This is a genomic window from Ensifer sp. Root423, assembly GCF_001426275.1.
Lineage (GTDB): Bacteria > Pseudomonadota > Alphaproteobacteria > Rhizobiales > Rhizobiaceae > Ensifer > Ensifer adhaerens.
The window spans coordinates 83,343-97,033 of sequence record NZ_LMEG01000043.1 but is presented as its reverse complement, the minus strand read 5'-3'; the positions used below and the strand labels follow the sequence as shown (position 1 = coordinate 97,033).

The 13,691-nt window shown below is 64.4% G+C and carries 11 protein-coding genes; 2 read left to right on the top strand and 9 right to left on the bottom strand.

Annotated features, from left to right (window positions below; translation table 11 throughout):
- Positions 1-68: 68 nt before the first annotated feature.
- On the bottom strand, positions 69-827 hold the full coding sequence (locus ASD01_RS25785; RefSeq protein ID WP_060644591.1) for a L,D-transpeptidase: 759 nt from the start codon (positions 825-827) through the stop codon (positions 69-71).
- 115 nt (positions 828-942) lie between these two features.
- Between ASD01_RS25785 and ASD01_RS25780 the strand changes: the two genes are divergently transcribed.
- Positions 943-1,605, top strand: a complete 663-nt coding sequence (locus tag ASD01_RS25780; RefSeq protein WP_060644589.1) for a response regulator — start codon at positions 943-945, stop codon at positions 1,603-1,605.
- Positions 1,605-2,978: an ATP-binding protein gene (locus tag ASD01_RS25775; protein ID WP_060644587.1), complete on the top strand. Its 1,374-nt coding sequence runs from the start codon at positions 1,605-1,607 to the stop codon at positions 2,976-2,978. Before ASD01_RS25780 ends, ASD01_RS25775 begins: the two co-directional genes overlap by 1 nt.
- A gap of 64 nt (positions 2,979-3,042) precedes the next feature.
- Here ASD01_RS25775 and ASD01_RS25770 read toward each other — a convergent pair whose 3' ends face one another.
- The 8 genes from ASD01_RS25770 to ASD01_RS25735 form a co-directional block, all read right to left on the bottom strand.
- Complete coding sequence (locus ASD01_RS25770; RefSeq protein ID WP_060644584.1) at positions 3,043-4,713, bottom strand: ABC transporter ATP-binding protein; 1,671 nt, start codon at positions 4,711-4,713, stop codon at positions 3,043-3,045.
- Entirely contained in the window at positions 4,710-5,654 is a 945-nt protein-coding gene (locus ASD01_RS25765; RefSeq protein ID WP_060644582.1) for an acetamidase/formamidase family protein, read from the bottom strand. Before ASD01_RS25765 ends, ASD01_RS25770 begins: the two co-directional genes overlap by 4 nt.
- Before the next feature lie 60 nt (positions 5,655-5,714).
- On the bottom strand, positions 5,715-7,334 hold the full coding sequence (locus ASD01_RS25760; protein ID WP_034805443.1) for an ABC transporter substrate-binding protein: 1,620 nt from the start codon (positions 7,332-7,334) through the stop codon (positions 5,715-5,717).
- A 29-nt stretch (positions 7,335-7,363) separates the two neighbouring features.
- Positions 7,364-8,284 (bottom strand): ABC transporter permease, encoded by a 921-nt coding sequence (locus ASD01_RS25755; RefSeq protein ID WP_034805440.1) that lies wholly within the window; start codon positions 8,282-8,284, stop codon positions 7,364-7,366.
- Position 8,285: 1 nt separating this feature from the next.
- Complete coding sequence (locus ASD01_RS25750) at positions 8,286-9,134, bottom strand: ABC transporter permease (RefSeq protein ID WP_060644580.1); 849 nt, start codon at positions 9,132-9,134, stop codon at positions 8,286-8,288.
- Positions 9,134-9,715 carry an ANTAR domain-containing response regulator gene (locus ASD01_RS25745; protein ID WP_060530382.1) on the bottom strand — a complete coding sequence of 194 codons (582 nt, stop codon included), beginning with the start codon at positions 9,713-9,715 and terminating at the stop codon, positions 9,134-9,136. The genes ASD01_RS25750 and ASD01_RS25745 overlap by 1 nt, the downstream gene beginning before the upstream one ends.
- On the bottom strand, positions 9,712-10,848 hold the full coding sequence (locus ASD01_RS25740) for a transporter substrate-binding protein (RefSeq protein ID WP_060644578.1): 1,137 nt from the start codon (positions 10,846-10,848) through the stop codon (positions 9,712-9,714). Before ASD01_RS25740 ends, ASD01_RS25745 begins: the two co-directional genes overlap by 4 nt.
- A 305-nt stretch (positions 10,849-11,153) precedes the next feature.
- Positions 11,154-13,646 carry a TonB-dependent receptor gene (locus ASD01_RS25735; protein WP_181432588.1) on the bottom strand — a complete coding sequence of 831 codons (2,493 nt, stop codon included), beginning with the start codon at positions 13,644-13,646 and terminating at the stop codon, positions 11,154-11,156.
- Positions 13,647-13,691 lie beyond the last annotated feature (45 nt).

Sequence of the window (13,691 nt, the reverse complement as noted above, 5' to 3'; positions counted from 1 at the left end):
TCGCTTGCGCGAGGCGGTACTCGTTTTCGAAGTGTTGCAGAATTCCCGCGCTCGCTGCCTGCCCTCACCTAACCGATCGCCATGTCGCCCTTGGTCGGATCCGGAATGACGACGATGGTGCTGCCGTCGCGGACCTGATCATGGAGGTAGACGACATCCTGATTGAGCAGGCGAATGCAGCCGGAAGAGACCGCCTTGCCGATCGAAAATGCCTCGGGACTGCCATGGATGCGGTAGAGCGTGTCCTTGCCGTCCTTATGGATATAGAGCGCGCGGGCGCCGAGCGGGTTCTTGATGCCCGGCGGCATGCCGCCATTGGCGATACTGTAGGGCTGGAGTTTCGGCTGACGCGCGACCATCTCGTCGGGCGGCGTCCAGCGCGGCCATTTGCGCTTGTAGGCGACGATCGCCCGGCCCGACCAGGCAAAGCCCTCGCGCCCGACGCCGATGCCGTAGCGCATCGCCCGCCCGCCCGGCAGCACGTGATAGAGGTATTTCGCGGGCGTATCGACGATCAGCGTGCCGGGCCGCTCACTGGTCGGATAATCCACCTCCTGCCGCCAGAACTTCGGATCGACCTCGGCGATCTTCACCTCGGGGATCGGAAACTGCTCGTCGGGCATCGCATAGTACATCGGCGGCACCGGCCGGCCGGCTGAGGGGCGGACGGGCGTGACGGCTGCCGGCACCACCGCCGGCGTCGGGCGGGCGGTCGCGCAGCCGGTGACGAACAGCGAGGCCGCGCCGATGACAAGGCTGCGGCGGGTCAGCGTGATGCCGGTCTTGTGATCGGCCGTGGAGGAAGAAGGCTCGTGTGCTTCGGTCATATCGGGCATTCAACGATTCGATTGTTGCAATGCCGCCTCAGAGGGAAGTCCTACCTTAAGGCTGCCTTAAGGGAGCGATTAAAGGATCGCGCTCTCAGAAATGTTAGGAGTAGCGATGCGAGTCCTGATCGTCGAAGACGACGATATCCTTAGAGACGGCCTGAAGGTCGGCCTGGCGCTGGCGGGCTTCACCACCGATGCCGTCGGCACCTGCGATGCGGCCGCGACGGCGCTTGCCGCCAACGGCTTCGACGCGGTCGTGCTCGACCTGATGCTGCCCGACGGCTCCGGTCTCGACATTCTGCGGGACCTGCGCGCCAAGCAGAGCGACATTCCGGTGCTGCTGTTGACCGCACGCGACACCGTGCGCGATCGCGTCGCCGGCCTCGACACTGGCGCCGACGACTATCTCGGCAAACCCTTCGACCTCGACGAGGTCGCCGCCAGGCTTCGGGCGCTGGCGCGACGCTCCAGCGGCCGGGCGAGCGCCGCGCTGGAATGGTCAACGCTCAGGCTCGATCCGGCCAGGCAATCGGTGGAACAGGCGGGCAAGCCGGTGCAACTCTCGCGGCGCGAATATTCCATCCTGCATACGCTGATGTCGCACCCGGGGGTGATCTTCTCCAAGACCAAGCTGGAAGACAAACTCTACGGCTGGCAGGAGGAAATCGAGAGCAACGCCGTGGAGGTGCACATCCACCATCTGCGCAACAAGCTCGGCCCGGGACTGATCGAAACCATCCGGGGCATCGGCTACCGGCTGGGCGGAGCCGGCTGATGCAATCGCTGCGCGCCCGGCTTTTCGCCATCCTCCTGATTACGACGGGGCTCCTGTGGCTATCGGCCACCGTCTGGATCTTCCTCAGCACCCGCGCCGAAGTCGAGCGCGTGCTCGACGCGCGGCTGATGGAGGCGGCGCGCATGGTGAATTCGCTGATCGTCAGCCCAGACATGATGAAGGAGGAAGGCGACACCCATGCCAACCGCCCGGCGCAGAGCGCGATCAGGATCCCGCTGCTGGAGCACCCGCATTACGACCGGCAGCTCTCCTGCCAGATCTGGTCGCTGGACGGAACTCTGATCGGCAAGTCGGACAGCGCGCCCGATACAACGCTTGCGCCCCACGCCATGGGCTTTTCCGAAACCGTCATCAACGGCGAGACCTGGCGTGTCTTTGCGGTGGAGAATGCGAGCCTCGGCGTGCGCGTTCTCGTCGGTGACAACCTGCGCATCCGCGACCGGCTGGTCAACGACCTGGTCAAGGGGCTGTTGCTGCCGGCGCTGCTGATCATTCCGCTTCTGGCCGTGCTGATCTGGCTCTGCGTCGGGCGGGGCCTCGCGCCGCTGCGCAAGCTTGCCGGCGACCTTGCCGCGCGTGAAGCCTCCGACCTGCACGCGATCGAGGACACCGGCACGACGCGCGAGATCAGCCCGGTCTTGAAGTCGCTGAACGGCCTTTTTGCCCGTGTCGCCGGCGCCCGCGAGCGCGAGCAGAATTTCATCGCGTTTGCCGCCCACGAGTTGCGTACGCCGCTGGCGGGCCTCAAGACGCAGGCGCAGGTGGCGCTCGCCAGCGACGACGGCGAAATCCGCGAGAAGGCGCTCGGCCAGATCGTCGCCGGTGTCGACCGGACCGGCAAGCTGGTGCGGCAACTGCTCGATATCGCCTCGGTCGAAGCCACCGAGAGCGGCAGGCCGGCGGCCGGTTTTGATGTCGGCGAGATGCTGACAAGTCTTCGCACCGAACTCGCCGGCCAGGCGCGTCGCGTCGATGTTGTCGTCGACGGGGCGATGTCCGGTCTCAGGATCAATATGGATCCGGACCTCTTCCGGCTCGCGGCGCGCAACCTGCTCGAAAACGCCATCAACCATTCGCCACCGGGCGCAACGGTCTCTTGCCACGCCGAGATACGGGGCCAGCATCTGGCAATCGCGATCAACGACGAGGGGCCTGGCATCCCCGAGGAGGAAATGCCGCGCGTGACCGAGCGCTTCTTCCGCGGCCGGTTCAAGGCGGCGGCCGGCAGCGGGCTCGGCCTCAGCATCGTCGAGCGTGCGCTTGACCGAACCGGCGCCGAACTCGAACTGCGCAACCGACCGACCGGCGGCCTCTCGGCTCGCATCGTATTGTCGCAAGCCCTCGCGCCGTGAGCGATCGGGATTGTTTCAACAGAGGGGATGCGGGCGGAGACCGCACCCGTGTTGTCGTCTCGCTCTAAGCGCTTTTCCGCATCGGTGGGTCCGGCAGCGGCACCGCGGCCATCAGCGCCCGGGTGTAGGCGTCCTGCGGATCCTCGAACACGGCGCGGCGCGTCCCCATCTCGACGATGCGGCCGCCGCGCATGACGGCGACATGGTGCGACATCCGCTCGATCACAGCCATGTCGTGCGAGACGAAGAGATAGGCAAGACCCATCGTCTCCTGCAGTTCGAGCATCAGATCAAGCACGCGTGCCCGCACTGACACGTCGAGCGCGGCCACGCTTTCATCCGCGACAATAAGCTTCGGATTGACCGCCAGCGCGCGGGCAATGCAGATGCGCTGCCGCTGTCCCCCGGAGAACTCGTGCGGATAGCGGCTGGCAGCATCGGGCCCAAGCCCGACACGGCGCAACAGATCGGCGACGCGATCCGTGCGTTCGCTGCGATTGCCGATGCCATGGATGAGCAGCGGCTCGGCGATCGCCGCCCCGACCGCCATGCGCGGGTCGAGCGAGGCATAGGGATCCTGAAAGATCATCTGCGCGGAGCGGCGCACGGGCCGCATCTGGCGTTGCGACAGCGCGCCGATCTGCTGGCCGTCGATCGCCACATCGCCATCGAATGGAATGAGGCCGAGCACCGCCTTGCCGGTGGTCGACTTGCCCGATCCGCTTTCGCCGACGAGCCCCAGCGTCTCACCGGGGAAGATGTCGAAGGAAACGTCGCTGACGGCGGCGGCCAGCTTCTTTCCGCCCAACAGTCCGCTGGGCTTTTTTCCGTAGTGGACAGCGAGGTCACGCACGGACAGGACCGGGCTCGCCGCCCGCGAGACGGATGCCGCAGCCGTTGCGGCGATGCGCGGCGGGCCGTCGGTGCCGGCATGCGCGCCCAGCCTCGGCACGGCCGCCAATAACTCCTGCGTGTAGCGCTCGCGCGGCGAGCGGAAGATCGGCAGTACGTCGCCCTGCTCGACGATGCGGCCCTGCTGCATGATGACCACGCGGTCCGCCATCTGCGCGACCACGCCCATGTCGTGGGTGATCAGCACGATCGAGGCGCCGAACTCCCGCTTCAGCTCTTTCATCAGCGTCAGGATCTGCGCCTGCACGGTAACGTCGAGCGCCGTCGTCGGCTCGTCGGCGATCAGCACCTTGGGCCGACACGAGAGTGCCATCGCGATCATCACGCGCTGCCGCATCCCGCCGGAAAGCTCGTGCGGATATTGCGTCATGCGCCGCGCCGCCTCGGTGATGTGCACCGCATCCAGCATGCGCAGGGCGACGGCACTCGCCGTTCCCCCCTCGGAACCCTGATGTTCGCGAATGGCCTCGGTCAGTTGCTCGCCGATCGACATCACGGGATTGAGCGATGTCATTGGCTCCTGAAAGACCATCGCGACATCGCCGCCGCGCACGCTGCGCATCGCACTGTTGGAGAGCTTCGAGAGTTCGCGCCCTTCGAGCTTGATGCTGCCGGAGGCGATCCGCAGCGAGGCTTTCGGCAGGAGCCCCATGACAGCAAGCGAAGTCACGGATTTGCCCGAGCCGCTCTCGCCGGCAATGCACAGCGTTTCGCCGCTCATGAGGTTGAAGCTGACGGCATCAAGGACCCTTCGCGGCCCTTGCGGCGTCAACGCATCGACGCAGAGGCCATCGATGCCGAGCACGGGTGCTGCCGTTGTCACGAAAAGACGATCCTCGGGAAGTAGAAGGAAACGACCCAGTTCGGAGCGTCGACGATCTCGCTGATGCGGAGGTCGCCGCAGACCGAGCAGAGCAGATAGGCATCGACCGGACTCAAGCCGTGTTCGGCGCCAAGCAGGTCGATCATGCGCATCAGGCTTTCGCGCGCGCCGGTCATCAGATCCGGGCCGATGCCGGTCGTCACCTCGTAACCGGCAGCATCCAGATGACGAGTCACCGGACCCGGCGTAGTGAACCGCGGGCTGGCGAGACGGGCATCCTTGACGAGCTCGATCGTGGCTTCGACCTCCATCTGGCTCTCGATCGCGGTGCCACAGACCTCGCCGTCGCCCTGGGCTGCGTGGGTGTCGCCGATGGAAAACAGCGCGCCCTCCACCTCGACCGGCAGATAGAGGGTGACGCCCGATGTGAGATCGCGAATGTCGAGATTGCCGCCGACCCGGCGCGGCGGCACCACCGAATGCAGGCCCGGTTCGGCCGGCGCGACGCCGATCGTGCCGGCGAAGGGCTTCAACGGCACGCGGCCGCCCGGTCCATAGAGCGCCGGCGCCATGGTATTCGCATCATAGGACCACATGTGCAGCGCCGGATCGGTGAACTGATCGGCGAGCAGGCCGAAGCCCGGAATGTTGGCCGTCCAGCCAACGCCCGAGGGCACGAAGCGGCGGATCGTCACCTTCAGCGCGTCGCCGGGCGCAGCACCTTCGACATAAACAGGCCCCGTCACCGGATTGATCTTCTCGAAATCGAGCGAGGCCAATGTGTCGAGCGTCGAGCCAGCGCCGAGCTGCCCGCCGGAAGAATCCAGGCATTCGAAATGGATGGTCTCACCGGTCTTGGCGATCAGCGTCGGCTCGAAGTCGCGGTTCCAGCCGAAATGATGCTTGGCGCGATGGATGGTGTGTGTGCAGGCAACGCACATGAAATCTCTCCCAAACTCATGAAGAGGCTCCCCGAAGACGACCTCCGGAGAGCCTGACGCTTATTGCTTCACGAAGATCGCGTCGTAGTTGATGACCCGGGTCGGATCGACGTAGATCTCGCCCTCGCCGCCCATGCGCGGCGACTTGGCAACGACGCGGCGCTCGTTGGTGACAGGCACCCACGGCGCATCGGCCATAATGTCGGTGAAGATCTTGCCCCATTCCGCCTGACGCTCGGCCGCCTTTGCCGGATCGGACATGGAATCGGCGGCAACGGCGCGCTTGTCGAGTGCCTCGTTGCAGTACCACGACCAGTTCCAGCCGCCCTGGACCGCACCGGAGCAGCCGAGGATCGGGCCGTAGAAGTTCGACGGGTCCGGGAAGTCGGCGATCCAGGCCATACCACCCGACCAGATCATCGGCGCTTCGCCTTCGGTGCCGCCGGCGGCAATGACGTTGGCCTGGGCCAGCGCCCGCACCTCCGCCTTGATGCCGATGGCGGCCAGATCCTGCTGGATCGCCTGGGCGATGCGCGGCTGCGGGTCGGTGTTGGTCGAATAGAGCACCGTCTCGAAGCCATCGCCATGTCCGGCCTCGGCGAGCAGGGCCTTCGCCTTCTCGACGTCATAGTCATAACCGGTGAACGCCTTGTCGTAACCCGGCATCAGCGGCGGCAGCGGCTGGTTGGCGGGCGTCGCGCGACCATTGAGGATGCGGGTGATACGCTCCTTGTTGATCGCCATATTGACGGCCTGACGAACCTTTACGTCGTCGAAGGGCTTCACCTTGGTGTTGAGCGTGACATAGCCGGTATGGAGCTGCTGTCCATCGACGATAATCTCGGCGCCTTCAGGCGAATTCTTGATTTCGAGGAATTTTGCCGGCGGAATACCGTCCCCGGCAATATCGACCTCCCCCTTCTGCAGTCGCAGCAGCGCCACCAGCGGCTCCTGGCCGACCTCGACCGTGAACTTGTCGATATGCGGCATGTCCTTGACGAAATAGTCGGGGTTGCGCTCGAAGGTCAGGCTCTGACCGACGGTCCAGTCCCTAAGGACGAAGGTGCCGGAGCCGACCGGCTTCTTGCCGAAGTCGCCGGCGGCAGCCTCGACCGCTTCCTTTGGCACGACCGAGGCGAAGTTGACGGCGAGCACGTGCAGGAAGGTTGCGTCCGGGCGCGACAGGTGGAAGACGACAGTCGCATCATCCGGCGCCTCAATGCCTTCAAGCGTCGCCGCCTTGCCGCCCGAGAGATCGTCGAAGCCCTTGATCGCGCCGAAGAAACCGGCGCCCGGCCCCTGCGTCTTCGGGTCGACCGCCCGTTCGATCGAATACTTCACGTCCGAGGCGACGATCTCGCGGCCGTTGGTGAATTTCACGCCCTTGCGCAGCTTGAACGTATAGGTCAGGCCATCCGGCGCGACGTCGAAGGTTTCGGCGAGCGACGGCACCAGCTCGGTGGTACCCGGCTTGTAGTCCATCAGGCGCGAGAACAGGCTCTTGATCATCGACCAGTTGACCCAGTCGTAGCCGATGGCGGGATCGAGCGTGGCGATATCGTCCTTGTAGGTGATGACGATATCTCCGCCCTGTTTCGGCGCATCCTGTGCAAGGGCCGAGAGCGGTGCTGCGAGCAGTGCCGCAGCGACGGTTGAAGTTCGAAGCCAGCTTTTGAACATTGTTGTTCCCCTTTTTGGTTGGTTTCGGATTAGCGGGCGCGGATGCGCGGATCGATGAGCGGCGCGACGAGGTCGGCAAGGAGGTTGCCAAGCACGATCGCGAGCGCCGAGACGAGCGTCACCCCCATGATGATCGGAATGTCGACCTGCTGGATCGCCTGCCAGGCGAGCTGGCCGATGCCTGGCCAGCCATAGACGGCCTCGACGACAACGACCCCACTCATGAATTGGCCGATATCGATGCCGATCATGGCGATGACGGGTAGAAGCGCGTTCGGCAGCGCATGGCGGAAGATGATGCGGAACGAGGACAGGCCCTTGGCACGTGCGGTGCGCACATAATCCTGGTTCAAGACGTCGATCATCGCCGAGCGCACCATGCGCGCATACCAGCCGGCACCGAGGATGCCGAGCGTCAGCGCCGGCAGGACCACATGGGCGAAGCTGCCGAAGCCGCTCATCGGGAACCAGGCGAGCGTGACCGCGAAGACATAGAGCAGCAAAAGGGCCGCAACGAATTGCGGTGCCGAGACGCCGACGAAGGATGCCATCATCACGAGCCGATCGACGAAACCGCCGCGCCGGATGGCCGCGACGACACCGAGAAACACGCCGAGCAGGACTTCGACGAAAATTCCGGCCGCCATCAGGATCAGCGTTGCCGGCAGGCGCGCCGCGATCAAGGTACCGACATCGGTCTTCTGCGCGTAGGAGCGACCGAGATCGCCCTGCACCAGCCCCTGGAGATAGCTCCAGAACTGAACGAGCAGCGGCTGGTCGAGCCCGAGTTCCCGACGAATGTTGGCGACCGTCTGCGCCGTTGCGCTGCGCCCGGCGATCATGCGCGCCGGGTCGGCGGGAAGCGCATAGAGCAACAGGAAGGTGATGGCGGCAACGCCGAGCAGGATGAGCGCGGTCTGCACGAGACGGCGCAGCAGAAGGAATGCCATCTCAGCCCCTCCCGCGTTGCGTCGGGTCGAGGATATCGCGGAGCGCATCGCCGACCAGATTGAAGGAGAGCGCGGTCAAAAGGATGACGGCGCCGGGGATGAACACCAGCCAGGGCGCGGCCTGGAAATAGCTCTGGCTCTCGAAGATGATGTTACCCCAGGAGGGTGTCGGCGGCTGGACGCCGATGCCGAGGAATGAGAGCGTCGCTTCGAGCAGCACCGTGGTTGCGATGCCGAGCGTGCCCCAGACGATCGCCGTCGGCACCAGATGCGGCAGGATGTGGTGAAACAGGATGCGCCCGTGGCCGGCGCCGAGTGAGCGCTCGGCGAGGATGAAGTCGCGTTCAACCAAGCCACGGGTCTCGGTATAGACGATGCGGGCGACCTGGACCCAGTTGACGAGCGCGATCACCATGGCGACGATCCAGAGGCTTGGGCGCAGCAGTGCGGCAAGCACGATCGCCAGCAGAAGCGCCGGAAAGGCCATCATCAGATCGGTGAAGCGCATCAGTGCGTTGCCGATAAGGCCCCGCATGTAGCCCGAGAGAATGCCGATCATGAGCCCGATCGAGACGGCAACGCCATTGGCGACGAGGCCGATGACGAGCGAAGTTCGGGCGCCATAGAGCAGGCGCGAAAAGAGGTCGCGGCCGAGCGTATCGGTACCGAGCAGGAACTGAGCACTCGGCGGCAACGGCGCTCCTTCGAGCGTCAGCCCGTCGAACATCTGTTCGTCCGGGCTATAGGGGGCAACCAGCGGAGCGGCCAAAGCGAGCATGACGACCAGTGCAACGACGACGAGACCGAACAGCGCCGCCGGCTGCCTGAACATGGATTTCAAAACCTGCATCAACCGGCCTCCGGCAGGGGCTCGGCACCGCCGAGGATGGAACCGGCGATCTGCTCCATCGACAGGCGCTTTTTCATCGCGCAATTGCGCAGGATTCCATAGGCTTGTTCTTCGTTGACATGGCAGGCCTGACCGATCTTCTGCACGGCGGCATGAACGAGCGGGCGCATGCGCACCCGTTCTTCGAGATGGGCGATCTTGTCGGCGACGGCGCGGCGCTCCTCGTGGATCCCAACCGCCAACACCAGGGCCGGGTAGACCGCCGAGGACGCGACCGGCTTGGCGATGATCGCCGCAACCCCCTGCCCCATCGCCCAGGCGACCCGGCCCGGTGCTTCCGAGCCGAGCAAGGCGATCAGCGGCCGTGGCGCCTGCTCGTCCTTCCAGGGCAAGAGCCCGCTCCAGCCCTGGTCAGCGTCGACGAGGATGATATCGGGCAGGTCGCGCGCATCGAGCGGCTGCCATTGTACGGTGACGTCGAAGCCGAAGAGCTTGAGCTGTCGCACGAGCCGCTCCGTCGTCTGGTCTTCGCGGTGCAGGATTGCCGCACGCCAGCCGGTGAAGTTCGGTGTTTCCCTCATGAGACGATCCGCAATTGGGGCGCCTTGCGCTTGCGCTGGCCGGTCAGATAGGGGTCGGCGGCAATTGACGGCAGCGATGTGACGATGTCGAAGCCTCCGTCGTCGCTGATGCGGCCGAGATGGAACGGCAACGCCGCATGGTGGGTCTGCGGATCGATCCTGAGCGGGCCGAGCACACTCTGATGCGCCGCTGCCGAAACAAGCTGCGTGATCGTCAAGGGATCGTCGACGCCCGCCTCGATGATCGCCTCGGCGCAAAGCTTGACGGAGGCATAGGCGCTGGCAAACAGGCTGGAGATGCGTCGCCCGGGGCCGAAGCGACTGGCAACGCGCAGCTTGAAGGCCGCATTGTCGGGCGAAACCACCGTGTCGAAATAGGAAGCGGCACAGAGCTGGCCGGTCGCGACCCCGAGGCCGATATCCGTCAACTCGCACTCCTGAAGGTCGCAGCTGACGACCGGGCAGTTTTCCGGTCGGAACCCCGGATCGCGCACGGCGAGCGCCCGGATCGCCGCGTGAAAGGCGTAGCTGGAAGGACCGACGAGATTGTTGAGGATGAAACTCGGCCGGCGCTGCTCGATTTCGGCGACGATCCGCTCGACCGCGGTTTCCTCGAGCGGCAGGTAACGCTCGCCGAGGATTGCGCCGCCGGCTTCCTCCACCAGCTCACGCGCCAGGCGGTTCATTTCCCAGCCCCAGACATAGTTTGCGCCGATCAGATAGGGCCGGTTGCCGAAACGCGGCAGCAGATAGTCGAGCAAGGGCAGCAAATGCTGGTTCGGGCAGCCGCCCGTATAGATCACGTTGTCGTTTGCCTCGAAGCCCTCATAGGGGCACATGTACCAGAGCAGGCCGTCGTGCTTTTCGACAAGCGGAATGACCTCCTTGCGAGCGAGCGACGTGATGGTGCCGATGATGTGGCGGCATCCGTGGTCGCGCAGCAGCGATCTGGCGCCTTCGAGATAACGGTCGATATTGGCTTCCGGATCGATGAAAACAGGCTCGATCCGGCCGGGATGGCTTGCCGCAATCTCCTCGATCGCCAGTTCCGCGCCGTCGCGACAGTCGCGGCCCATCGTCCCGTAGGGCCCGGTCGTCGAATAGAGGATGCCGATCTTTACCGCGCCGCTCATGTACCCGCCAAAAACCAAAAACCCCACGACGCCGGGCCCATCGAAGATGGGGGCATCATGGGGCGAAACTGCCCGTCGACCATCGAGGTCATGTGAATGGATTGATCATGCTCAATCTGAGAGCATGATTAAGATACGGGCAATCGACGGCTGTCAAGCAAGGATTGGCAAGCTCGCAACCTATTATACGCAACTTTACAGACAGAGGCGGGTGGAGCACCGCAATCAAGCGCCACTGCTGCGCGGAGGCGCGTAGGAGGACATTCGGCCGGCCCGCATTCCGGCCGGCCGGGTCCATGTTCCGCTCAGAACTTGCGGCTGATCGCGATCTTGAAGTTGCGGCCGGGCATCGCCGAGATCCCGTCGCTGAGATAGGGCTCGTAGTATTTGTCGAAGATATTGTCGACGGCGAGATGCACTTCGCCACCCTCCATGAAGCCCGATGTCGGCGTCCAGTCGAGGAAGAGGCCGTGCACCGCATAGCCGGCACTCGGCGGGCGCGCGTAGGTCTGTCCGCCCTGATTGTAGGGCGTGCGGTTCTGGTCGTCGACGAAGGTGCCTGTCCAGCCGAAGGCGAGGTCCTGATCCGGTACCTTGATCCCGGCCGTCGCGATCACGGTCAGGGGCGCCAGATCGTTGATATAGGTGTCCGGTCCCCAGACGTTGTTGACGGCGCCGGTCCGCTCGCCGGTCATCCAGGACACGCCGAGATCGGCGAACATACGCTCGGTCTCGTAGTGCGCCTGCCACTCGATGCCGCGGATATCGTAGGACGGCGTGTTCCAGTAAAATGGCACGTTGCCGGTAACGTCGGCGAGGTTGGCCGTGCCGAACCGGCGCGTTACCGGATTGGAGACGTGGTTGTTGTAGACCGAAATACGCGTCGACAGCATGTCGTCGGTCGTCAGCACGTCGTTGAAGCTCAAGTCGACACCAATGTTGAAGGTGCTGTTACGCTCGACCTCCAGATCACGGCTGGTGCCGGAAGCCTTGGTAAGCACGCTCTGGGTCGAATAGATTTCGTCAATGTTGGGCACCCGCATCGCATAGGCCCAGTCGGCAAAGAACCGCACCGACGGCGTGGCTTCCCATGACAGGCTGATCGCCGGCGTCACACCCTGGTGCGACACGGCTGAATAGTCGTGCCCGGCCAGCGGATTGTTGAACCGCGGCGCCTCGTTCGGCACGCCCTTCGAGCGCACATGGTCGTAGCGCAGGCCCGGCGTCACGGCAAACGTGTCCGTCAGTTCGATCCGATCGCGAACGAAAGCGGCAAAGGTCTTCTGCGAGCCCTCGGGCATGAACCAGGGGGCGTAGGAGCCGTAGTTGTACTGCGCCTGGGTGCGGTTGGCGATGTCATACATCCAGATGTCCCGGTCATGATCCAGGTACTGAATGCCATAGTTCAGGCTGTGCGACAGTCCGCCGAGCGTGAAGTTGGAGGTATTCTCCGCTTCGAACTTGATGTCGGTGTAGGTGGCATCGTTTTCGTAGCCGCCGACGGATGCGCTGGGGTTGAGCCCCGGAATGTCGGGCCGCTTCGCATGCTGGCCGGTCGACGAGAAGCTCCCCATCATGCGGTAATTCACCAGGTCGCTGTCGCCCGTATAGCTATAGGTAAGCGTCGAGGTGAAATCCTCGATTTCACGCCAGGTGAGAAGCCGGCGCATCGCTTCCTTGTAGCCGTAGCGGGTGATGTTGTAGTCCGACGGCGCCGACTGGCCGCGGATGGCGGCCACGGGTCCCCAATTGTCGTTTTGGCCGTAGGCGACCGTCCCCCTGATCTCGTGGCCGTCATATGCGGCACCGACATTGGCAAGCAGGGTGGTCAGCTTCGAGTTGGAATAGTTGTAGACCTCGCCGCCGCCGACGCGCATGTCGTCGCTTTTGCGCCATGTGCCGGCCAGAAGGCCATCATAGGTGATGGGGCCGCCGAAATCCGACTTTCCGTAGAGCGCGCCGGTTTCGAGAAACTGCTTGTTGGCACTCTGGAAACCGGACTTGGCCCAGACGCCCCATTCTTCGCCGGGCCTGAGCATGTCAGCCGCGTCCTTGGTCTCCATCAGCACCGTGCCGCCGAAGCCGCCATTGCCGTAGCGCACCGATGTCGCCCCCTTTTCGATCTCGACGCGCTTGAGCAGTTCGGGCTCGATGAAGACTGTGCCCTGGTCGTACTTCTCGAAATTCTTCGGCGCGCCGTCGAGGATGATCCGCACGTCAGACTGCCGGGCAAAGCCGCGGATGGCGAGCGTTTGTCCTTCGATGCGCACGCCACCGCCCATCGACACGCCGGGCGTCTTCTGCAGCAATTCCGGAAGGCTCGATGCCTGGGCCTTTTCGATGTCCTCAGCATCAAGGACCGCGATGTTCGGCGCGCGGTCACCGTCCTTGGCGTCGCCGCGGGCGACAATGGGCGCGAGCTTCGTGCCTTCGCCGTCTGCCGGCGTCGCGGCTTCCACCGCACCCATCAGTTTCACCGTCGAGCTGCCGACGAAACGATAGCGGACGCCCGTTCCGCTCAGCAACCGCGCCAGCGCCTCTTCGGCCGTCATCTCGCCGGAAAGGCCTGGCGTGGTGACGCCAGAGGCGACCGAGCTGTCGAACACCACCTGCAGCTTGAGCTGTGAGGCCAGGCGATTGACGGCCGTCGTCAGCTTGCCCGCAGGTACGTCGACGTGATGCCGCACCGCATCTTGCGCAAGAGCGATGGTGGTGGTGAGGGCAAACACGGTGCCTGCCATCAGCAGGTTGAGAATTCCGGATTGGCGGCGGCGGCCGGTCGTATTCGAATATGACATGATGGTTCCAGACAGAGAGATGGCCGAAACGGCCGGGGTCTGGTT

Coding starts and splice junctions, on each gene's coding strand:
- ASD01_RS25785 (WP_060644591.1), bottom strand. CDS start 827: ATGACCGAAGCACACGAGCCTTCTTCCTCCACGGCCGATCACAAGACC.
- ASD01_RS25735 (WP_181432588.1), bottom strand. CDS start 13,646: ATGTCATATTCGAATACGACCGGCCGCCGCCGCCAATCCGGAATTCTC.
- ASD01_RS25760 (WP_034805443.1), bottom strand. CDS start 7,334: ATGTTCAAAAGCTGGCTTCGAACTTCAACCGTCGCTGCGGCACTGCTC.
- ASD01_RS25740 (WP_060644578.1), bottom strand. CDS start 10,848: ATGAGCGGCGCGGTAAAGATCGGCATCCTCTATTCGACGACCGGGCCC.
- ASD01_RS25750 (WP_060644580.1), bottom strand. CDS start 9,134: ATGCAGGTTTTGAAATCCATGTTCAGGCAGCCGGCGGCGCTGTTCGGT.
- ASD01_RS25765 (WP_060644582.1), bottom strand. CDS start 5,654: ATGTGCGTTGCCTGCACACACACCATCCATCGCGCCAAGCATCATTTC.
- ASD01_RS25755 (WP_034805440.1), bottom strand. CDS start 8,284: ATGGCATTCCTTCTGCTGCGCCGTCTCGTGCAGACCGCGCTCATCCTG.
- ASD01_RS25780 (WP_060644589.1), top strand. CDS start 943: ATGCGAGTCCTGATCGTCGAAGACGACGATATCCTTAGAGACGGCCTG.
- ASD01_RS25775 (WP_060644587.1), top strand. CDS start 1,605: ATGCAATCGCTGCGCGCCCGGCTTTTCGCCATCCTCCTGATTACGACG.
- ASD01_RS25745 (WP_060530382.1), bottom strand. CDS start 9,715: ATGAGGGAAACACCGAACTTCACCGGCTGGCGTGCGGCAATCCTGCAC.